The sequence below is a fragment of the Ruminiclostridium cellobioparum DSM 1351 = ATCC 15832 genome, assembly GCF_000621505.1.
GTDB lineage: Bacteria > Bacillota > Clostridia > Acetivibrionales > DSM-1351 > Ruminiclostridium > Ruminiclostridium cellobioparum.
The window spans coordinates 164,424-184,604 of record NZ_JHYD01000002.1 but is presented as its reverse complement, the minus strand read 5'-3'; the positions used below and the strand labels follow the sequence as shown (position 1 = coordinate 184,604).

General features: G+C 44.4%; 16 protein-coding genes. 3 read left to right on the top strand and 13 right to left on the bottom strand.

Going from position 1 to position 20,181, the window contains the following annotated elements; translation table 11 throughout:
- The first annotated feature begins 262 nt into the window (after positions 1-262).
- Together T344_RS0102980 and T344_RS0102975 are read left to right on the top strand one after the other, a co-directional pair.
- The gene (locus tag T344_RS0102980) at positions 263-2,005 is read left to right on the top strand and encodes an ABC transporter ATP-binding protein (protein ID WP_027627477.1); all 1,743 of its coding nucleotides are present in this window, start codon (positions 263-265) and stop codon (positions 2,003-2,005) included.
- A gap of 44 nt (positions 2,006-2,049) precedes the next feature.
- The gene (locus tag T344_RS0102975; RefSeq protein WP_027627476.1) at positions 2,050-3,837 is read left to right on the top strand and encodes an ABC transporter ATP-binding protein; all 1,788 of its coding nucleotides are present in this window, start codon (positions 2,050-2,052) and stop codon (positions 3,835-3,837) included.
- Between the two features lie 196 nt (positions 3,838-4,033).
- On the opposite strand, the gene T344_RS0102965 is transcribed toward T344_RS0102975, so the two are convergent.
- From T344_RS0102965 to T344_RS0102925, 9 genes are all read right to left on the bottom strand, one after another.
- Positions 4,034-4,534 carry an NUDIX domain-containing protein gene (locus T344_RS0102965; protein WP_027627475.1) on the bottom strand — a complete coding sequence of 167 codons (501 nt, stop codon included), beginning with the start codon at positions 4,532-4,534 and terminating at the stop codon, positions 4,034-4,036.
- A gap of 296 nt (positions 4,535-4,830) precedes the next feature.
- Positions 4,831-5,778 carry a D-2-hydroxyacid dehydrogenase gene (locus T344_RS0102960; protein WP_027627474.1) on the bottom strand — a complete coding sequence of 316 codons (948 nt, stop codon included), beginning with the start codon at positions 5,776-5,778 and terminating at the stop codon, positions 4,831-4,833.
- 274 nt (positions 5,779-6,052) lie between these two features.
- Positions 6,053-7,819, bottom strand: coding sequence for an NADH-dependent [FeFe] hydrogenase, group A6 (locus tag T344_RS0102955; protein WP_027627473.1), 1,767 nt, complete (start codon positions 7,817-7,819; stop codon positions 6,053-6,055).
- Between the two features lie 120 nt (positions 7,820-7,939).
- Complete coding sequence (locus T344_RS0102950) at positions 7,940-9,667, bottom strand: NuoF family protein (RefSeq protein ID WP_027627472.1); 1,728 nt, start codon at positions 9,665-9,667, stop codon at positions 7,940-7,942.
- Positions 9,636-10,163, bottom strand: a complete 528-nt coding sequence (locus tag T344_RS27460) for an NADH-quinone oxidoreductase subunit NuoE family protein (RefSeq protein ID WP_479692228.1) — start codon at positions 10,161-10,163, stop codon at positions 9,636-9,638. Before T344_RS27460 ends, T344_RS0102950 begins: the two co-directional genes overlap by 32 nt.
- Positions 10,164-10,417: 254 nt before the next feature.
- Complete coding sequence (locus tag T344_RS0102940; protein WP_027627471.1) at positions 10,418-11,065, bottom strand: hypothetical protein; 648 nt, start codon at positions 11,063-11,065, stop codon at positions 10,418-10,420.
- A gap of 121 nt (positions 11,066-11,186) precedes the next feature.
- Positions 11,187-11,408 carry a WYL domain-containing protein gene (locus T344_RS0102935; protein ID WP_027627470.1) on the bottom strand — a complete coding sequence of 74 codons (222 nt, stop codon included), beginning with the start codon at positions 11,406-11,408 and terminating at the stop codon, positions 11,187-11,189.
- A 68-nt stretch (positions 11,409-11,476) separates the two neighbouring features.
- Positions 11,477-12,232 carry an AIM24 family protein gene (locus tag T344_RS0102930; protein WP_027627469.1) on the bottom strand — a complete coding sequence of 252 codons (756 nt, stop codon included), beginning with the start codon at positions 12,230-12,232 and terminating at the stop codon, positions 11,477-11,479.
- Between the two features lie 128 nt (positions 12,233-12,360).
- Positions 12,361-14,427 carry a glycoside hydrolase family 31 protein gene (locus T344_RS0102925; protein WP_027627468.1) on the bottom strand — a complete coding sequence of 689 codons (2,067 nt, stop codon included), beginning with the start codon at positions 14,425-14,427 and terminating at the stop codon, positions 12,361-12,363.
- Positions 14,428-14,616: 189 nt separating this feature from the next.
- On the opposite strand from T344_RS0102925, the gene T344_RS0102920 reads away from it, so the two are divergent.
- Positions 14,617-15,492, top strand: a complete 876-nt coding sequence (locus T344_RS0102920; RefSeq protein ID WP_027627467.1) for an AraC family transcriptional regulator — start codon at positions 14,617-14,619, stop codon at positions 15,490-15,492.
- A gap of 10 nt (positions 15,493-15,502) precedes the next feature.
- Here the strand turns inward: T344_RS0102920 and T344_RS0102915 are convergent, their stop codons facing one another.
- Genes T344_RS0102915 through T344_RS0102900 form a run of 4 tightly spaced genes read right to left on the bottom strand, consistent with a single transcriptional unit; the run spans position 15,503 to position 20,144 of the window.
- Positions 15,503-16,261 (bottom strand): hypothetical protein, encoded by a 759-nt coding sequence (locus T344_RS0102915; protein ID WP_027627466.1) that lies wholly within the window; start codon positions 16,259-16,261, stop codon positions 15,503-15,505.
- 25 nt (positions 16,262-16,286) lie between these two features.
- A complete protein-coding gene (locus T344_RS0102910; protein WP_051571544.1) occupies positions 16,287-18,290 on the bottom strand; it encodes a glycoside hydrolase family 31 protein in 2,004 nt (667 codons plus the stop codon).
- Positions 18,291-18,332: 42 nt separating this feature from the next.
- Positions 18,333-19,217, bottom strand: a complete 885-nt coding sequence (locus T344_RS0102905; RefSeq protein WP_004628117.1) for a carbohydrate ABC transporter permease — start codon at positions 19,215-19,217, stop codon at positions 18,333-18,335.
- Positions 19,218-19,232: 15 nt separating this feature from the next.
- On the bottom strand, positions 19,233-20,144 hold the full coding sequence (locus tag T344_RS0102900; RefSeq protein WP_313561394.1) for an ABC transporter permease: 912 nt from the start codon (positions 20,142-20,144) through the stop codon (positions 19,233-19,235).
- Between the last annotated feature and the right edge of the window lie 37 nt (positions 20,145-20,181).

Here is a 20,181-nt window from a genome sequence, read left to right as displayed (position 1 = left end):
ATTTGGTTTTTGTTGATTAATATTATTTAATTTGTACATTACAAGACCTCCTTTCATCATTAATAATAATTATTTTACTTTCCAGCCATAATTATGATATCATTGGTAAATTTGTACCGTCAAGGTAAAAAATAATTATAATCATATTCTAGTAGTTTGTGACATCCAAATTCATACATTGCCGGCGGTTAATTATGTTATAATAGGATTTGACGGCCTTTCGGCCATGTGGCCAAACTTATTTAAACGGGGTAGTAATCATATGAGTAAACTGAGATATATAAGAGACCTTCTCTCTAAAAATAAATACAAATATGCCTTGGGAATCGTGTTCCTGCTGTGCGTGGATATACTGCAGCTGGTTTTGCCCAAAATACTCGGCGATGTGACCGATTTCCTTGAAAGCGGTACCCTTACCAGAACCAGACTTGCCCAATACGCTGCTGCCATTTCTCTGATAGCAGTCGGTGTCGCTGTTTTCAGATTTTTGTTCAGGTATACTCTTATGAGTGTATCCAGATCCATAGAGCTCTCCCTGAGAAACCGTTTCTATGCCCATCTCCAAAAGCTGTCCGTAAACTACTTCAATACTCATAAAACCGGGGATCTGATGGCTCATGCCACAAATGACATGGGCAATGTCACCATGGCCTCCGGACAGGGTATCATATTTGTAATTGACAGCTTTTTAATACCGGTGGTAGCTCTGGTGATGATGCTTTCAACCGGAGGCCTCAAGCTGACGGCAGCCTGTTTCCTTCCTCTTTTGCTGCTTGGCATTGCGGTGGTTTTCTTTATGAAAATAATGCAGTCCAGGGTACAAAAACAGCAGGAAGCTTTTTCAAACCTTACCGAAGCTGCACGGGAAAATTTCTCAGGAATAAGAGTAATAAAGGCCTTTGCACAGGAAAAAAAGGAGATATCAAGATTTGAACGCATAAATGCGGTTAACCGGGAGGCTAATCTTAAATATGTCAGGCTGATGAGTATGATGTTTCCTACAGTCATGTCCATATCGGCGCTTTCCTTTGTAATTGCGCTGTGGTTTGGCGGTGTGCTGGTTATCCAGGGTGCGGTGACCCTGGGCGGTTTCGTAGCCTTCAACAGCTACCTTGGCATGCTTATCTGGCCCATTACAGCCATAGGCTGGGTAGCTAACATGTTCCAGAGGGGCTTTGTATCCCTGGAACGAATAAATACCATCATGGATGAAACACCTGAAATAACCGATGAGAGCGTTGTTGAGAAAGCTTCCGTAAAGGGATTGGTTGAATTTAAAAACCTGGACTTCACCTATCCCGGTACCGAAAGGTCTGTCTTAAGCAACATCAACATAAGCATAGCAGCAGGTAAAACCCTCGGAATCATCGGGCGTACCGGCAGCGGTAAAACGACACTGATAAATCTTATTTCAAGACTGTTAAAGGCCCCCGAGGGAACTCTGTTTATAGACGGCATCGACATAAATAAAATTCCATTGTCGGCTCTCAGGAGCAGTATAGGGAGTGTGCCCCAGGATACCTTCCTGTTTTCGGATACCATAGCTGAAAATATTGACTTCTTTAGAAATAACACTTCGGAACAAATAGTTTCAGCAGCAAAAACAGCACGTATTCTGGACAGCATCAACGAATTTCCCGACAAATTTGAAACGGTACTGGGTGAAAGGGGTGTAACCCTTTCCGGAGGACAGAAGCAGCGCGTGGCCATAGCACGTGCAGTCATAGGTTCTCCGGCCATGTTGATACTGGACGATTGCCTTTCGGCAGTGGATGCCAGTACCGAGGAGGAAATCCTTAAAGACCTGAAAAACATTATGAAAGAAAGAACAAGTATTATTGTTTCGCATAGAATATCTGCAGTCAAGGATGCCGACGAAATCATCGTCCTGGAGGAAGGAAGGGTTTCGGAAAGAGGAACTCATGATGAACTGCTGGCTCGGAACGGGTTTTATCATGAACTTTATAACAAGCAATTACTCATAGACCAACTGGAACAGAGCTAAGAAAACATATATTTGGAGCCGCTGCGCGCTCATGGAGGTTAACAATGTCGGAAGAGAATAATATAATGCAGGAAGAGGAAATATCAGAAAAAGCTTATGATTCCAGATTAATGAAACGCCTTTTAAAATTTGCGAAAAAATACTGGTATCTTTTTCTGCTTGCAGTAATCTTTTTGTTTGCAGCAACACTGGTAGACCTGGCCAGACCCTACTTGATGGGTATAGCTATTGATGACTATATTAAAAAAAGCAACATATCCGCCCTGAACAGGATGGGTGTTTATTTTGTGCTGCTGGTTGCAGCAGGCTTTGTGTTCAACCTGCTGCAGATATATGTATTAAGTTACGCCGGGCAGTACATTATCTACAACATCCGGCAGCTTGTTTTTTCACATCTTCAAAAGCTGCCGCTGTCCTATTTTGACAGGAATCCCATCGGCAGGCTTGTCACCCGTATAACCAATGACACCGAAACCCTCAATGACATGTATACCAATGTTCTTATAACATTGCTCAAGGATTTTGCCATATTGCTGGGGGCTGTCATAATAATGTTCCGGCTGAACAGCTCCCTGACGTGGATCACGCTGGCAGCCATGCCGGTGGTACTGATACTGACCGTTATCTTCAGACTGCGCATAAGAAAGGTTTACCGAAATGTCCGCACCGCAATTGCCAGAGTAAATTCAGCCATATCCGAAAATATTTCAGGTATGCGCATAATACAGCTGTTCAATAAGGAAAAGCCCAATTTTGAAAGGTTTGACAAAATCGGCAAGGCATATTATAAAGCTTCAATGAATGAGGTTGTGACCTTTGGTCTTTTCAGACCCGTGATTGAAATGGTCGCCTCCCTCACTATAGCTCTGTTAATATGGAACGGAGGAGGCAAAGTTATTGATAACTCCATGGAATTCGGAGTCCTGTATGCACTGATAAACTATATTTCTCTGCTTTTCCAGCCCATTAACGATCTGGCCGAAAAATACAATATCCTCCAGTCCTCAATGGCTGCTTCCGAAAGGATTTTCATGATCCTTGACACGCCTGCCGAGGAGGATGCCGGAAGCCTGGAATTTGACGCTGAGGCAGCAGCAGGTGATATTGAATTTAAAAACGTATGGTTTGCCTACAATGATGAAAACTGGGTTCTAAAGGATGTGAGCTTCAGGGTTCCTGCAGGCCGTGCCATAGCTATCGTCGGTCATACCGGGGCCGGAAAGACTTCAATTATCAATCTTTTGAGCAGATTTTATGAAATACATCGCGGTGAGATTTTAATAAACGGTATCAATATAAAAGATGTACAAAAAGCCTCCCTCAGAAAAGCCATAGGTGTTGTGCTGCAGGATGTTTTCCTGTTCAGCGGCAGGCTTAACGATAACATCCGTCTCAATGAGGAGAGCATAACCGATGAAAAACTCCAGGAAGCAGCCCGCTATGTCAATGCTGACGGCTTTATAAGCAGGCTTCCAAACGGCTATAATGAGGAGGTCATGGAAAGAGGCTCCACTTTTTCCTCTGGTCAGCGCCAGCTTCTGGCCTTTGCCCGTGCACTGGCCTTTGATCCTGTCATTCTGGTGCTGGATGAGGCAACCTCCAATATCGATACCGAAACCGAAATACTGATACAGGATGCACTGACCAAACTCACAAAAAACAGGACAACAATTGTTATTGCCCACAGACTTTCCACCATCCAGCACGCAGATAAGATCATCGTCCTGCACAAGGGAAAGGTTCACGAGAGCGGAACCCATCAGGAGCTCCTGGCGGCAAAAGGTATGTACTACTCCCTGTACCAGCTCCAGTACCAGCAGCAGAATGCCTGAAGCACAAAATACAAGCAGGTAATTAACAAAAGTCTTATAATAAATTATTCATAAGGGATATGAGCTTTTGTTCATCTTCCCCATCTCAGTGAGAATGTAGTGCTCATACTTTATTTTTTCCATATCCCGGTGAGTTTGATATATCCTGGGAACATATTTATTCTCGGGAAAATACTGCTTTAGTAAGCTTTCGGGGTTATATGCCATAGAAAGAGTACTCCCCGTTCTTCTCCCTTGATACGAAAGGAATATTGCTCAAAGCATTATCCGCATTGTCAATCACTCCCTGCAGGATAACCCTGGTCAAATCAGGAACATCGGGCGCTTTGACAGCCTCATTTATATCCATGAAAAGTGCCTCGCTGTTCTCTCTGTTATCGGAATTGGGAGTTCCTGAAACATAGTCCATCAGGAAAACCGCATACCAATCCTTTAAATTGAACCTCACACCCAACAATTTTACAGGCTCGGCAGCAATGGTAGTCTCCTCCATCACTTCCCGGCGCAATGCAGCCTGTGGTGTTTCCCTCATATTCACATATCCTCCCGGAATGATCAGTCTTCCCTTTCCTGCGCCATAAGTGTGCCTTACCAGTAAAACCTCGTTCCCTTTCAGTACCACTCCGCCTACAGACTGGCACCAGTTTGTATTTTCCTCTTTATTTGCTTCGTTGACCGCAGTGTTATTAGCATCCAATTTTCCATCCTCCAGGTATAATGTAAACAAGTAAATTAACTTGTTGTACTGGTTAGTGCTCTCAACTTTGCGTTAATTATGTTATGTTGATTATACCTGTACGTGAGTGCAACTTCAAGCAATGGAAAGCACGGTAAAAGTGCTTGCTAAAATACTTGTTGTGAACCGTACTATTTCAAGTAAGCGCTTTGTGTGCATCCATTGATTGAAGTTAGTACGGAAGTACCAGTATAATCAGTAGCAATTTTTTCTGGCAAAATTGAGTAACTAATTAACCCAACGCGTTAAATTATTTTTTAATAGCCTTTTTCCTTATCAACCACATTCATCAGAGCCTTGCCCTCGATGAGCGACTTCAGATTATGGGCGGCTATTCTTACGATACGCTCTTTTGTTTCATTCAGGCTGAACCCTCCCGAAATATGCGGAGTTATAACCGCATTCTTCATCTTCCACAGCCTGTGTTCCCTGGGAAGCGGTTCAGGATCGGTTACATCCAACGCAGCCCCCAGAAGCTGTCCGTTTTCGAGGGCATCACACAAGGCCTCGGTATCTATGGCACTTCCCCGCCCGACATTTATTAATACCGCATCCTTCTTAAAAAGCTGCAGTGTGGATTTATTTATCACCCTGTTTGTCAGCTTTGTTTCAGGAAGGCTGAGAGCAACTATATCAGCCCGGGGCAGAAGGTCTTCAAGCTTATCCATAAGATACAGCTCATCCAGGTAATCCGGCTTTTTGCTGTCTGTTCTCCTTATTCCGATTGTATATGCACCAAGTGCCTTCAGCCTTGAAGCGAATTCCCCTCCGATGTCTCCCAAGCCTACAATCAGAGCAGTAGAGCCAAAGATACCTTTGACATTGCCGGCATAGGACCAATTTCCTTCGGCCTGGTTATCCCTGTATATATGCAGATTTTTGTACAATTCAAGGAGTACTCCCAGCATATATTCCGATATGGCAAGGCCATAAGCACCGCTGGCATTTGCAAGTCTGGCTCGGTCTGGCAGAACGCCTTCTTTTGCATAATCTCCCACACCTGCACTGAACAATTGCAGCAGCTGGAGTTTTTTTGACAGCTTAAGCATTTCTGAAGGCGGATTTCCAATTATAACACCGGCGTTTTTCAATTGTTCTTCACTCAGCTGTTCATTCTTTGTATAAATAAAGTTGCAGCCGGGTGCTTCAGATTCTAAAAACCTTTTTTGCTCATCATTAAGTTTCATAAGTACAACAATATCCATATAGTATCAGCTCCGAATCATAAAATTTTAATATAATATGTACCCATATTCGGATATATCAAATATAAATATTATGATACCATAATCTGGCGGCCTGTGACACCTAAATTCATGCACCGTCAAATTTCATCAGGAGGCTGCTGCCCTTAACAGTAATAAAGAATTATACCGGCGCACGACAAAAGTGCTTACTGAAAATTGCAAATGGAAAGCTCATTCAAGCAAGCACTTTGTGTGCAATCATTGACTTAAGTCAGTTTACCGGTTAATTTTTTTAAATCCTCTCCCTCTCCTCAAAATGTGTGTGAAGGAGCTCATGGGCCTTTTCACCAAAAGGTTCACCCAGATAGGTTTTATATAGCTCCAATATTTCTTTGTTCTCATGGGATTTTCTTATCTTTTTGCTTCTATCCTCTTCAAATATGGCTTCCCTCCGTTTTTTAACAATCTCGTCATTGCCATGGTGGTAAGGCTGTCCCCCTCCGGCAATACAGCCGCCCGGACATGCCATTATCTCAATGGCATGGTAATCTGCCCTTCCGTCACGGATATCCTCCAGAATATGCCGTGCATTGCCCAGACCGCTGGCTATACCTATTTTCAGTTCCTTGTCCCCTATTTTTACAACAGCCCTGCGAACTCCATCCATACCCCTCAGATCCTCAAATTCTATTTCTTTGAGAGGTTCACCCGTCAGCCATTCCGAGGCTGTGCGCAGGGCGGCCTCTATAACACCCCCGGCAGTGCCGAACATTACGGCTGCCCCAGAGGATTCACCAAGCGGACTGTCAAATTCACCGTCAGGCAGCTTTGCAAATTCTATTCCGGCCTCATGTATCATGGCTCCAAGCTCCCGGGTGGTTATTGATATGTCCACATTGTTCCGTTCGTCCTTTGTGAGCTCGGGGCGTCTGGCTTCTGCCTTCTTCGCTATACAGGGCATGACTGATACCATGACAATACTGTCCGGGTCTATTCCCATTTTTTCGGCATAGTAGGTTTTAGCCATGGTTCCCAGCATTATATGGGGTGATTTGCAGGTTGACGGTACATGAATCAATTCGGGAAATTGATGCTCGATGAACTTGACCCATGCAGGACAGCAGTTTGTGAGTATGGGAAGGGTTTTACCGTTTTGGAGCCTGTAGATAAGCTCTGAGGCCTCCTCCATAATAGTCAGGTCAGCGCCGAAATCAGTATCGAATACAGCATCAAAGCCCATTCGCCTCAGCGCGGTTACCATTTTACCGGTAACTACGGTACCCGGCTCCATTCCGAACAGCTCTCCCAGGGCAACACGGATTGCCGGCGCAGTCTGTACTATTACATATTTGCCTGGAGCATTTATGGCCTCCCATACCTTATCGGTGTGATATACCTCAGTGAGCGCCGCCGTGGGGCAAACCTGCACACACTGTCCGCAGTAGGTGCAGGAGGATTCCACCATCGAAATGTTGGCAAAAGGGCCCACAAAGGAATTGAAGCCCCTACCTATCCCTGAAAGGATGCCGCAGGTTTGTACTTCATTGCATGCGGTTTCGCAGCGTCTGCAATATATACATTTATTTGAGTCCTTAACAATGGCATCACTTGAGATATCTTTGGGATAGGTCATTCTTTCCCCTTCCCAGCGGATCTCTCTGACATTCAGCTCCTCAGCCAGTGACTGCAGCTCGCATTCAAGGTTTTTGGGGCAGGTAAAGCATTCATTCGGGTGGTTTGAGAGCAGCAGTTCCACCGCCATCCTTCTGGCGGTAATAGCTCTCCTTGTATCAGTTCTTACTGCCATGCCTTCCTGCAGCTTTGTTACACAGGATGGGACAAGTTTATTCCGGTTGTTCCTCTCATCAACCACCTCCACCATGCAGACCCGGCAGGAGGCGGTTTTGTTGTAAAGCTGCAAATCGTGCAGATCCAGGTGGCACAGTGTGGGAATCTTCACTCCTGCCCGGTGTGCAGCCTCCAGGATTGTAATTCCCTCGGGGACGGTCAAATCCTGGTCATTTATCCGTACATTTATCTTTTTCTTGTCAGGCACCATTAAATCGCTGTTAATTTCGCCATTAATATCACTGATATTCTCATGTTTATATTTATATTTCTCACCTTTTGCATGTTTTCTGCCCGGTTCAATTTTTATATGCATTCCGGTACACCTCCTTCATGACTTCACACCTGTTTTATTTTTAGAAGCATATTTACCTTCCTGGTGGGGGTGGTCCTCCTTCTGAACAAAATTGAGATACTCGTGCCAGAAGTATTTCATTGTGCTGATGACAGGATTGGGAGCTGTCTGGCACAATCCGCACAAAGCACTGTCCTTAACCATGTAAGCCAGCTGTTTAATAGCATCCAGATCAGCCATTGTCGCTTCTCCGGAAGTTATTTTGCAGAGCATTTCATACAGCCTCTTTGTGCCGATCCTGCCGGGACCGCACCGCCCGCAGGCTTCATCCATTGTAAATTCCAGATAGAACTTTGCAATATTGACCATGTTGTCATCTTCATCCATTACTATCATTCCGCCCGAGCCCATCATTGTCCCTATCTTGAGAAGTCCGTCATAATCTATGGGTGTGTCAAGGTTCTCCTCGGTTATAACACCTCCCGACGGCCCCCCTGTCTGGACAGCTTTGAATTTCCTGCCGTGAGGTATACCCCCTCCTATATCAAAAATGATCTCCCTGAGAGTAATTCCCATTGGTACTTCCACAAGGCCCACATTGTTTATTTTCCCCGCAAGGGCGAATACCTTGGTTCCCTTGCTTTTTCCGGTTCCCATTGAGGCGAACCAGTCTGCGCCGCGGTTCATGATAACGGGGATATTTGCAAAGGTTTCCACATTATTAACACAGGTGGGAAATCCCCAATAACCTTCTTCGGCCGGATAGGGAGGCTTATAGTTGGGTTCTCCCCTTTTTCCTTCACAGGAATTTATAAGAGCCGTTTCCTCCCCGCATACAAAAGCGCCCGCCCCGTACTTAAGCTTCACGTCAAAACTGAAACCGGTGCCGAATATATCTTTGCCCAGCAGTCCCGTATCCCGGGCCTGCTGCAGAGCATTTGTAAGCCGGGCTATAGCAAGAGGATATTCCGCCCTTATATAGACAATTCCCATATGAGCGCCTATTGCATATGCCCCTATAGCCATAGCCTCTATTACACTGTGGGGGTCACCTTCCAGGATGCTTCTGTCCATAAAGGCACCGGGATCACCTTCATCAGCATTGCAGATGATATACTTTTGGCTGTTCTCCTGCTTGCCGGTTATTTCCCATTTAAGCCCGGTAGGAAAACCTCCGCCGCCTCTCCCCCGGAGCCCTGACCGCTTTATTACATCTATGACTCCCGTGGGTGACATCTGTGTAAGTGCCTTTCCAAGGGCCTGATAACCGTCCAGGGCAATATATTCGGTAATGTCTTCCGGGTTTATAAGGCCGCAGTTTCTGAGAGCAACACGGAGCTGCTTCCTATAGAAGGTCATATCCTCCTGGTTGTGAACCTTCTCCTTTTTCTGGGGATCTTCATATAGAAGCCTTTCCACCTGGCTCCCCTTGATAAGGTGCACATCCACAATGTCCTTTGCATCCTTGGGCCCGACTCTTACATAAAATACATTGTCCGGCTCGATTTTTACAATTGGACCCTGCTCACAAAAGCCAAAACACCCTGTTCTGATAACCTGGATCCTATCACTTAAACCTCTGGCCTTTAAAATCACTTCCAGATTTTTTGCAACTTTATCGCTGTCACTGGCAAGGCAGCCGGTACCGCCGCAGACCAAAATATTTTTATTTGTTTGCACAGCATCCCTGTGCTGTCGTATTTTCACTTTTTCCGAAGCCTGCTGTTTAACCTTATTTAACTCCTCCAGGGACTTTATCAGCATGCTGTACCTCCTTTGTACGATATGAATTTAAAATGCCGTCAATATCCCCGGCCTTGACCCTGCCGTATACCTTGCCATCCACCATCACCACGGGAGCAAGTCCGCAGGCTCCGATGCAGCGGACATCCTTTAGGGTGAACAGGCCGTCTTCGGTAGTTTCATTGGTTTGTATCCCAAGCTTTTCTCTGAATTCCTGAAGAATTTTGTCGGCACCTCTCACAAAACATGCCGTTCCCATACAAACGCTTATAGTGTGCTTTCCCCCCGGCTTTGTACTGAAATAGGAATAAAAACTGACCACACCGAAGACTTCCGCTCCCGGAATACCAAGTTTACGGGCAATATAGAGCTGTACATCCCTGGGGAGATAACCGAAAATATGCTGTGCCCTGTGAAGAATTTCAATCAGCGCACCCTTTGTTGTTTCCAGGCTCTCTATGAACACATTCAACTCATCGTATTTTTCTTTTGGAAATTCTTCTCCGGCAGGTTTCATTACATCAATTTCCTGGGGCTTTGTTATAGTAATCACCAACTTTCAAATATTAGAAATGCAAAATTTATTCCATTTATAACATTCCAAGGAAGCCGGTGTTTAATACTTAAAAGATTTGCAATTTATAACTCTGCAGTATTGAGAGATAATTTGACCAGCATAGCGGGTTAATTAATAAGATATGTGTAACAGAAAAAATAAAAAACCGGATACCTGTAATTTGTTAAGGTATCCGGAGTACTATTGATAAACAATCATAAAACAACATTTATATGCTTTTTAGCCTTGATTTTCCTGTTTCTGCTTTTGGTCAATGCCGCTTCTTCAATCTCCTGCTTCATTCTGTTGCGTCTGCTGCGGGCAGCTACTTCTGCGGCGGCAATACCGAATTCCCTTGACTCCCTGAGATCCCTGTCGATATCCTCCAGCTTCTGAACAAGCTTATCTCCGTGAGCCTTGCCTTCAGCCGAAATCCCTCCTGACAGAGTAACCGAAACTCCCGGTCCGACCATGGTTCTCATTTCACGGGCTTTTCCGTCGGCCGAAAGTAATTTGTTGAAACTGTACCTGTAAAGCACACCTTCATGCCTGGCCAGAATTTTTTCCCTCTCCCGCAGATTCTTTGCCGCTGCTTCCTCTCTTTTCAATCTTTCCAGTTCCAGCTTCCGGGTTTTTTCCTCATAGATTTCCGCCTGTATCTGCCGGTCAATCTCACCCAATTCCATAAGAACCTGCTTTATATCACCGGGATTTTTATCACCTTCACCGGGATTCCCAGCCACAGGCGTATTCCGATCCATTCTTTTTAACAAGGCTTCCCGTCTTTCTCTCAGCGTGTCCAAAGAATTTTTAGGCCGCATTATGGATAACAGGTCATTCAAACTCTTTTGATCTATATTCATGATATTTCACTCCAACATTTATTATTTATTGCCTTTTACTAAATATCGGAATATTTATTAAATAATTAACAGCTTACTTAAAAACATTTACTGCTGCTCCCTGCATTGTATCCACATGCTGCTATTTGGCTATTTTATAGCCATTTTGACTAAAGGAGGCCGACAATATATTTTTAATTTTAAAAATCCTGTTTTGATTTCTCAAAAAACAGAATGCCCTGACATTACCATTATTAATCTCAAATACCTTTATATTTCTTTCGGTAATTTCATCATCCTTCATATAAATAATGGTTATGGGCTGGTTGCGTTCAAGTGAGGCTTTAAGAAAATAATTAACCATAAATATCACCTGCTTAATATGATACTTATATCATACACCGAACATATGTTCGTGTCAAGAGCGAATTATCAGCATACGGGAGCCAGCAACACCCTTCCTGTTCCACGGTACACATTGACAAACCCTTCGCCTGAAACAGCCGAGCCAATCAGGCTTTTACTTGACTTTTCAACTCTGAAATCAAGAGTATCCGACCATGCGATTGCATAATTTCCATCAATTCTCAGTTCATCATTTTCCAGAACAAATTCCATAAGTTCATCCCTGGGTACCGGACTCTCAAGCACTGCAACCCCGTTTCCTCTGAGACATAAGTTGAAGAGGCCTTCCTTTCCCAAAACAGCCGAGGACAGATTTGATCTTGCAACTACTGTTTGATGTATTCCGGATTCACATGCCAGAAAAAGACCGTCATCCAGTACCAGGCCGCCCCAGTCGGAAACCTCTTCCAGCAGGATATGCCTGTATGTGGGTTCCAGCATTAAAAAGCCGTTACCCTGATATTTGGGTTTTATAGCCGATTCTTTTGTTACTTTGGAGGACAGGGCTTTCCCCAGCAGGTCACCCAAACCCTTGACATCGGCAGCCATGCTGACCGCACCTGCAGTCCACTGCATAGCTCCGGCGCTTATTGTATACGCACTGTTGTTCAGTTCAATCAAGACCTGTCTCTTTCTTACATTCATTTCGGATGCATAGTACATGGCCATTGCATTAGCCGCATTTACGCTGATATCCTTTTTGTATTCCAGTACCTTGACAGCCCCCTTGCTTTCAATTACCTCAATATTTTTGTTCTCAAAGAGATTTTTACATGTAAACATTGTTTACCCCCTGCTTTACTTATTATGCGTCATATGATGCTGTTTAGTGAGTAAATTCATTAATATTTTCACTAAATCCATATAATATATCGGTATAATCCCTCTTTGACATAATAATTTGAAGGAAATCAATAAATCGGATAATGCTTTTCAGCCCTGACAAACAGAGGTATTTCATTTAACGGTGCGTCAACGGTAACAGTTTGACCGCCTTCAAGTACTTCACCTGTTTTTGCATTTTTCCAGGCCTGCTTTTCAGGCAGGTAAACCTCACGGCTTCTCTGTCCCGGCTCAAATACGGGAGCTACCAGGATATCAGGTCCGAACATATACTGTGATCCGGTATTCCAGCATTGTGCATCCTCGGGGAATTCATAGAACATTGTCCTCATTACAGGTGTGCCTTTAATATGTGCTTCCTTCATACATTCCCTTATATATGGACGCAATCTTTCCCTCATAAATATGTAGTTTTTCATAATTTCATAATTCTCTTCGCCATAGCTCCATATTTCATTTGAACTGCCTGAAGACATCTGGGCAACTCCGTCAATAACTGCCTGTTCCAGCTTAATGTAAGGAACACGCTCTCCATGGAGGCGGAATACCGGTGAAAACACCCCGAACGCAAACCAGCGCAGCAGTAATTCGTGGAAATTTTTGTCCTCCACAAAGCCCCCTAAAAAGCCCCCGATATCGGTGGTCCACCATGGAATACCCGCAATACCCATATTAAGACCAATTTGCAGCTGCTCTTTCATAGCCCTGAAGGTGGAGGATATATCCCCGGACCATACAAGCGCTCCATAGCGCTGGCTTCCGGCCCATGCCGAACGGACCAGATTGCATATGTTTTTTTGACCCTCTGCCGTCATACCGTCGAAATAACCTTTTGCATACATAGCGGGATAAATATTCGTGCACTGCAGCGCAGGACCCTGATGATATCTGTATAGATCAAAATCATACGGGCCATACTCGGGTTCTGCTTCGTCCAGCCAGAAAATCCTGACGCCCTTGTCATAATAATTCTTTTTGCAAACCTGCCACACATAATCTCTTGCCTCCGGATGTGTCGCGTCAAAAAATACAGTTTCACCCATCCAGTTCATATTTATGTTCATACCTCTGTCGGCAGAAATCAGGTACCCGCTAGAGGCCATCTCCGGATAGTTTTCCGACCTGCTGTCAATTGTGGGCCAAACCGATACCATAAGTTCCATGCCCAGTTCCTTTAATTCGGATATCATCGCCTCCGGATCTGGCCAATCCCTTGGCTCGAATTTGAAGTCCCCCTGTTTGGTCCAGTGGAAGAAATCTATGACAATAACATCAACGGGAACACCGCGGCGTTTATACTCCCTTGCCACGCTCAAAAGCTCCTCCTGTGTACGGTATCTGAGCTTGCACTGCCAGAAGCCCATTCCGTATTCTGGCATCATTGGTGCCTTTCCTGCCGCATTGGCATATTGCTCTTCAATTTGAGCCGGAGTTCTGCCTGCTGTTATAAAATAGTCCAGCTTCCTTGTGCTTCTGGCGGTCCATTCTGTGCGGTTGGTGCCAAAGGTAACTGTTCCGACGGCAGGATTGTTCCACAGAAAGCCGTACCCGCGGCTTGACAGCATAAAGGGAACACTGGCCTGACAGTTGCGGTGTGCCAGCTCCAAAGCGGCACCTTTTTTATCTAAAACTTTTTCCTGGTACTGCCCCATACCAAATATCTTTTCATCCTCATATGCTTCAAACCGCATGGTCAAAGCATAATCGCTTGTTCCGGTGACAGGTTTCATTTCCCTTGCTTCAATACGAAGCGGAACGCAGTATCTGTCAATGCGGTTTCTGTCACGCCAGTACTCTTCAAGCAGTATTTTCCCCTCACTGTTTTTGAAGGTCAGCCAGCCTTCTGCGTTAAAAGAGGCTGTAATCTCACCGTTTTGAATTGATGCAATCTGGCTTTTAAATGCTCTTTCCTCTTTTTCAGACTCGTCGACCCAGGGTTCCACCAGTTCGACATCTTCAATAACAATGGTGGTTTCCACAACTTCAGGGGCATCTATAAGTGCCCAATCATTTGGGTCCATAACCGCCTCTTTTGTCATCCGGACACGCAGGGAATTTTGTCCCCAGGGTTCCACCCATATGGTTTCAACACCAACCTTGCCAATCAGGCGATTTCCGTTTTGAGTAAATTTCATATTAACCTCCCAAGCCATACTATGGCTTTGAGCCGCATTGCGGCCACAAAATAGTAATGAATATTGTTCACACTTAATGCTATAATTGTATTATATTCACCATTCAGTCCCCATACTTTAAGTAAATTGACCATTATTAACACAATATTGCTAGAAAACTGAAATACAGATCTGAAATGAGGAGATAAATTGAAAGCAAAAATACTGTTAAAAGAAAAAGTTACCCATGGCACGGCTTTACTTCCGGTTGCAATACACCATTTAAGCTATGGTCCCAATGAGGATATTTTCTTTTACCTTCACTGGCACTATGAATTTGAGTTTATTGCAGTACTTGAAGGCGCAGTTGTTTATACGGTGGAAGAGCAGGAATATTGCATAATGGCGGGAGAAGGACTTTTCGTGCATTCAAATGAGCTGCATGCCGCCAGGGCCTGTAACGGCATGCCCTGCGAGGCATGTGTTGTTCTGTTCCATCCCAGCTTGTTCGGTGAAAACAAGCTGGGTACGGCATATTCAAAATTTGTTTACCCCATCCTTAACGGTAAAATGATATTTGACAAGCATTTTAAATCAAGACAATGGCAGCAATCAGTAATTGAACGTATTATTGAAATAGACGCTTTGAGAAATGAAAATATTACGGAAAATGAATTGTTATTGAAGAGCAGGCTGTTTGAAATATGGCATCTGTGCTTTAAAAATTCAGCCCCGGAAGCCCCTCACTGTCAAGGCAGAAGAAACTACAAGCTGGAAAGGATGCAGCCGGTATTGGATTTTATTCATTCAAATTACAGGGAAGACATTGCTCTCAGGGACCTGGCCCGAATCATACCAATGAGCGAAGGCCAATTTTGTCATGCCTTTAAGGAAGTTGTGAATACACCTCCCATTGCATATGTAATCCGTTACAGGATATTGCAAAGCTGCACCCTTCTGATGGATACCGATAGAAAAATAGCTGATATCGCCAAAAGTGTAGGCTTTAACAATATCAGCTATTTTAACAGGGAATTTATAAAGGCCATAGGCTGTCCGCCCGGCAAATACAGGAACGAAGGCTGAGGTCATCCGGTCATCTCCCAACCCGCATCAATTCGTCAAAGGCGGAATTCAGGTCTCCGGGTCTTACAGCTGCCATTACCGGAATACTGATGAAGCACTCATCAGGAGCTATAATTTTCTGCCACCCTGAAGAGCGGTCAGGACCACCTACTTTTAGATAAAAGGTTTTATCATATTCACCGAATTCCCAATGCCGCAAGCTGTTGTCACCAATTTGAAAACACAGGCCTTCAGTATGCTCCCTTTGCACAAGCAAGCCCAGGCCATTCTTTACATAATTGGAAAGCAGGCATATATCTATCTCTTTATTAAATGATTTCAATTTATAGTTTCTGGGCCAATGCAGGTTTAGGGATGAGACATACTTTAGTAATCTTGACAGGGTCCCTCCGTTATAAACCTCGCTCCAGCACCTGACTGCAGAAATATCATTATAAAACTGAAAATGCAGTGTTATTTCAAGAGCTTTTTCTTCATCAATTGTGACAAACTCAATTTTTCTCCCCGTCGGGTTCCTCATATCGGTATGATAACGGTAACATAGTCCGTAATTATGTATCAGGCTATTAATCCTTTTAGTTTTTTGTTCTTCATAGTATTCAGCTTCTGATATCACAAGCTCCACCGGATTAAAAATTCTATAATCAAAGTCATTAAATTCCAGATTTCCATAGGGCAGTGCTGAAAAATACAACAGGCTGAGACAATGCTCCCCGGAGACCGAGAATACCATATATATCCCATTTTCACAAAACGTAATGTATTCCATTTTATCAACCCTTTGTTTTAAACAGTTATTTGAAGGATATTTCGGTTAAAGCCCCCTCACGGAAAAATACCGGAATAACGTCTATGGGCGCGCTGGAAGTAAAAGTTTGCCCTCCCTCATGGATTTCTCCCGTATTAAGATTACGCCAGCGGCAGCCCTTTGGCAGGTACACCGCTCTATTTCTTTGACCCTCGTACAGGACGGGGCATACAATAATATCATCTCCAAAGCAGAATTCATCATTAATATTCCATGTATCCATATCCTCCGGAAAATTATAAAACAGGGTACGCATTACAGGTGTACCTTTTTCATGAGCCTGTTTCATGGTATCTGCAATATAAGGTCTGAGGCTTTCACGGAGTCTCATGTATTTCCTGCAGATTTTATAAACCTCTTCACCATAAGACCAGACCTCGTTTTCGGCCCCGCTTGGAGTAGCTCCCCCGCCTGTGGTACCCAATGGTTTCTTATGGGGCTCCCTGTCACCATGCAGGCGGAAAACAGGACAAAAAGCGCCGAACTGGAACCAGCGTACAAGGCATTCCTTGAATTTGGGATCGTTTATATTCCCCCCGTGGAAGCCTCCTATGTCTGTGGTCCACCAGGGTATACCGGCAATACCCATATTCAAACCTGCTGCCAGCTGATATCGCAGAGAACGGAAGCTGGAGTCTATATCTCCAGACCAGACCAGCGCACCGTAACGCTGGGAACCTGCCCATGCACAACGCACCAGGTTAAGTATATCTTCCTGCCCCTCCAAACTCATACCTTTATATGCCATTTCAGAGTAACAGCGCGGGTACAGGTTTCCGATTTCCAGATCAGCTCCCCGCTGATAACGGTAATGGCTGAATTCATATTTTGTAAATTCGGGTTCGGCTTCATCCAGCCAGAAAACTTTAATGCCGTATTTATAGTAATTTTCCTTTATTTTTGACCAGACATACTCCCTGGCATCAGGGTTTGTCATATCCACAAAACACATGTTTCCCAGCTGATTCATTCTGGAACCTGCCTCAGTACGGGTCAGATACCCAAGTTCCTTCATTTCCTCATAATTGACACTCCCCCTCTCCACAGTGGGCCAGATCGAAACCATGAGCTCAATACCCATTTCTTTCAGTTCCCTGACCATGGCTGCAGGATCGGGCCAATACTCGGGATCGAAACACCAGTCTCCCTGGTGCGGCCAGTGGAAGTAATCAATGACAATAACCGAGATGGGCAGATCGCGTCTTTTATATTCCCGGGCAATACCCATCAGTTCTTCCTGGGTCTGATAACGGAGTTTGCACTGCCAGAAGCCGGTTCCGTAATCCGGCATCATTGGTACCTTGCCTGCCGCGTCTGCATAGGCTTCCTCTATTTCGGCAGGAGTATCCCCGGCGGTTATCCAGTAATCCATTTGTTTTGTGGACTCCGAATACCACTCGGTCAGATTTTTCCCAAAGGTGACTTTTCCTATGGCAGGGTTGTTCCACAGCAAACCATAACCACGGCTTGAAAGCACAAACGGCACGCTGGCCTGGGAATTTCTCTGGGCCAGTTCAAGAATGCAGCCTTTGAGTTCCAGATCGGGCTGCTGATACTGTCCCATACCGTATAATTTTTCATCCTTTGCTTCAAAACGTACCCACAGCTTGTAGTTATCGGTCCCTGTTATCGGAACAAAAGTACGGGGCAATATTTCCAGGGCGCTGTTGAAGCCCTCATCATCGGCACGGAAGCGGTTACGGTCATATTCCTCCAGAAGCGGCTCGCCTTTCTGATTATAAAATCCAAGTTTTCCCGACGGGAATACTTCACAGCGAAGCTTTCCATTCATAATGGATGCCCGGTTCCCATTTATGGATATCCGAGCAGGTATTTCATCAGGCTCCGGAAGAAGTGCAAAATCTTCATTCGGCAGTATATCCGGCTGGAGAGAAGCACGGACACGGAAACTGTTTTCTCCCCAGGGTTCAATACAAAGCAATTCTGCATCCGATCTGCGAAGCAGCCTGTTATTTTCTTGTCTGAGCATATTCGTTATCTCCTTTTGCAACTAATATTCCTGGATATAATACTATTCTTTAACCGCACCCAGCATTATACCGGTTACAAAGTATTTTTGTAAAAACGGATAAACAACCAGCATGGGGATCATGGCAATAAATACTTTTGCCGCATCCAGGGATTTGTTTGAAAGTTCGTTCATCAGTTTTGCCTGATCGGGGGACATACTGGCGGCCTGGACATTTACCACCATTTGCTGGATATATGTTTGCAGCGGGTAATGCTTGTCACCGCTGGAAAGCACAAGTCCCTGAAAAAACTCATTCCAGTAACCCACACTTGTAAAAAGTACAATGGTGGCCAATACCGGCTTGGAACAGGGCACCACAATTCCGAAAAGGATTTTCCAGGGTCCTGCGCCATCCACAACCGCAGCCTCCTCCAGATCCTGAGGCAAATTGCGGAAAAAATTCATTATGAGGATAAGGTTAAACACCGGCAGGCCGCCGCAGAGAACCAATCCCCAGATATTATCGATCATTTTATAATTAACCATGGTCATGTACCATGGGATAGTGCCGCCATTAAACACCATACAGAATATTACCACCCACATAAGTATATTGCGCGGCTTATACTGTTCCTTTGTCTTTGAGAGCGGATAGCCCATCAAAATCATTACAAGCATGGATACAACGGTTCCAAGACCTGCTCTCTGGATTGACACCCAGAACGAATGAAAAAACTTCCAGTCCCCCATGATCTCGGTATAGGACCTCAGTGAAAATCCTACGGGATACAGTGTTACCATACCTGAGTTTGAAGCCACCTTTGACGATATGGAGAGACAGAAAGCATACCAGATAGGATATAGACAGCTAAGTGTCAAAACTGCCATCAATATATACAAAAAAACCTTAAAAATCTTTGAACCCAGGGTTTTACTCTGAACCATTCAAGTTCTCCCTCCCTAAAATATTTTGTAATCTGCCAGCTTATAAGCAGCCCAATAAGAAATAACAATCATAATGAAGCTGATGGCAGACTTGAATAAACCGGCGGTGGTTGCCAAGGAGAATTGAAGATTGACAAGACCAATGCGGTAAACCCACGTATCCAATATGTCACCGGTTGAATACACCATTGGGTTATAAAGGTTGTATATCTGGTCAAACCCTGCGTTAAGCACATTACCCAGCCCCAGAACCCCCAGCAGTACAATTGTTCCCGTAATACCGGGTATGGTAATATACCATATGGATTTCCACTTGCTGCAGCCGTCAATGGTAGCAGCTTCGTAAAGATTCGGGTTTATGCCTGTAAGTGCTGCCAGAAAGATTACTGCATTAAAGCCAAACTCTTTCCATACATCCGTCCCGATAACCAATTGGCGGAAATAAGAGGCCATACTGAACCAGATAACCGGTTTGGCACCAAACAGTCCTGTAATTTGATTGACAATTCCGTCCAGACTGAAGATATTCAATATAACACTGGCAAGAATAACCCAGGATAGAAAATGAGGCAGATATACCGCTGTCTGCACAAACTTTTTATACCTCATATTTGTAACCTCGTTCAAAAGCAAAGCAAATGCCAGCGGAATTACAATATTCAATACAACCTTCGAGCATGCAATAATCAGGGTGTTGATTATTACACGCTGTGCATCGCTCATGGAAAACAAATACCTGAAGTTTTCAAGGCCCACACCGGGAGATTTCCATAACCCCAGACCCGGGTTGTAATTTTTAAACGCCATCACAACACCTGTCATTGGAACAATGTTAAATAATATCATCCAGAGAACACCTGGTATAACCATAATTGAGTAATGGGTCTGCAGCTTTAAAGAAGACATTCTCTTGTTCAAAATTTTCACTCCTCATTCATATACAAACAGCTGTTCATGCACTTCT

Excerpts from the sequence above, each read along its gene's own strand:
- T344_RS0102980 (WP_027627477.1), top strand. The coding sequence starts at position 263 with ATGAGTAAACTGAGATATATAAGAGACCTTCTCTCTAAAAATAAATAC.
- T344_RS0102975 (WP_027627476.1), top strand. The coding sequence starts at position 2,050 with ATGTCGGAAGAGAATAATATAATGCAGGAAGAGGAAATATCAGAAAAA.
- T344_RS0102960 (WP_027627474.1), bottom strand. The coding sequence starts at position 5,778 with ATGGATATTGTTGTACTTATGAAACTTAATGATGAGCAAAAAAGGTTT.
- T344_RS0102955 (WP_027627473.1), bottom strand. The coding sequence starts at position 7,819 with ATGGTGCCTGACAAGAAAAAGATAAATGTACGGATAAATGACCAGGAT.
- T344_RS0102950 (WP_027627472.1), bottom strand. The coding sequence starts at position 9,667 with ATGCTGATAAAGTCCCTGGAGGAGTTAAATAAGGTTAAACAGCAGGCT.
- T344_RS27460 (WP_479692228.1), bottom strand. The coding sequence starts at position 10,163 with ATGAAACCTGCCGGAGAAGAATTTCCAAAAGAAAAATACGATGAGTTG.
- T344_RS0102940 (WP_027627471.1), bottom strand. The coding sequence starts at position 11,065 with ATGAATATAGATCAAAAGAGTTTGAATGACCTGTTATCCATAATGCGG.
- T344_RS0102935 (WP_027627470.1), bottom strand. The coding sequence starts at position 11,408 with ATGGTTAATTATTTTCTTAAAGCCTCACTTGAACGCAACCAGCCCATA.
- T344_RS0102930 (WP_027627469.1), bottom strand. The coding sequence starts at position 12,232 with ATGTTTACATGTAAAAATCTCTTTGAGAACAAAAATATTGAGGTAATT.
- T344_RS0102925 (WP_027627468.1), bottom strand. The coding sequence starts at position 14,427 with ATGAAATTTACTCAAAACGGAAATCGCCTGATTGGCAAGGTTGGTGTT.
- T344_RS0102915 (WP_027627466.1), bottom strand. The coding sequence starts at position 16,261 with ATGGAATACATTACGTTTTGTGAAAATGGGATATATATGGTATTCTCG.
- T344_RS0102910 (WP_051571544.1), bottom strand. The coding sequence starts at position 18,290 with ATGCTCAGACAAGAAAATAACAGGCTGCTTCGCAGATCGGATGCAGAA.
- T344_RS0102905 (WP_004628117.1), bottom strand. The coding sequence starts at position 19,217 with ATGGTTCAGAGTAAAACCCTGGGTTCAAAGATTTTTAAGGTTTTTTTG.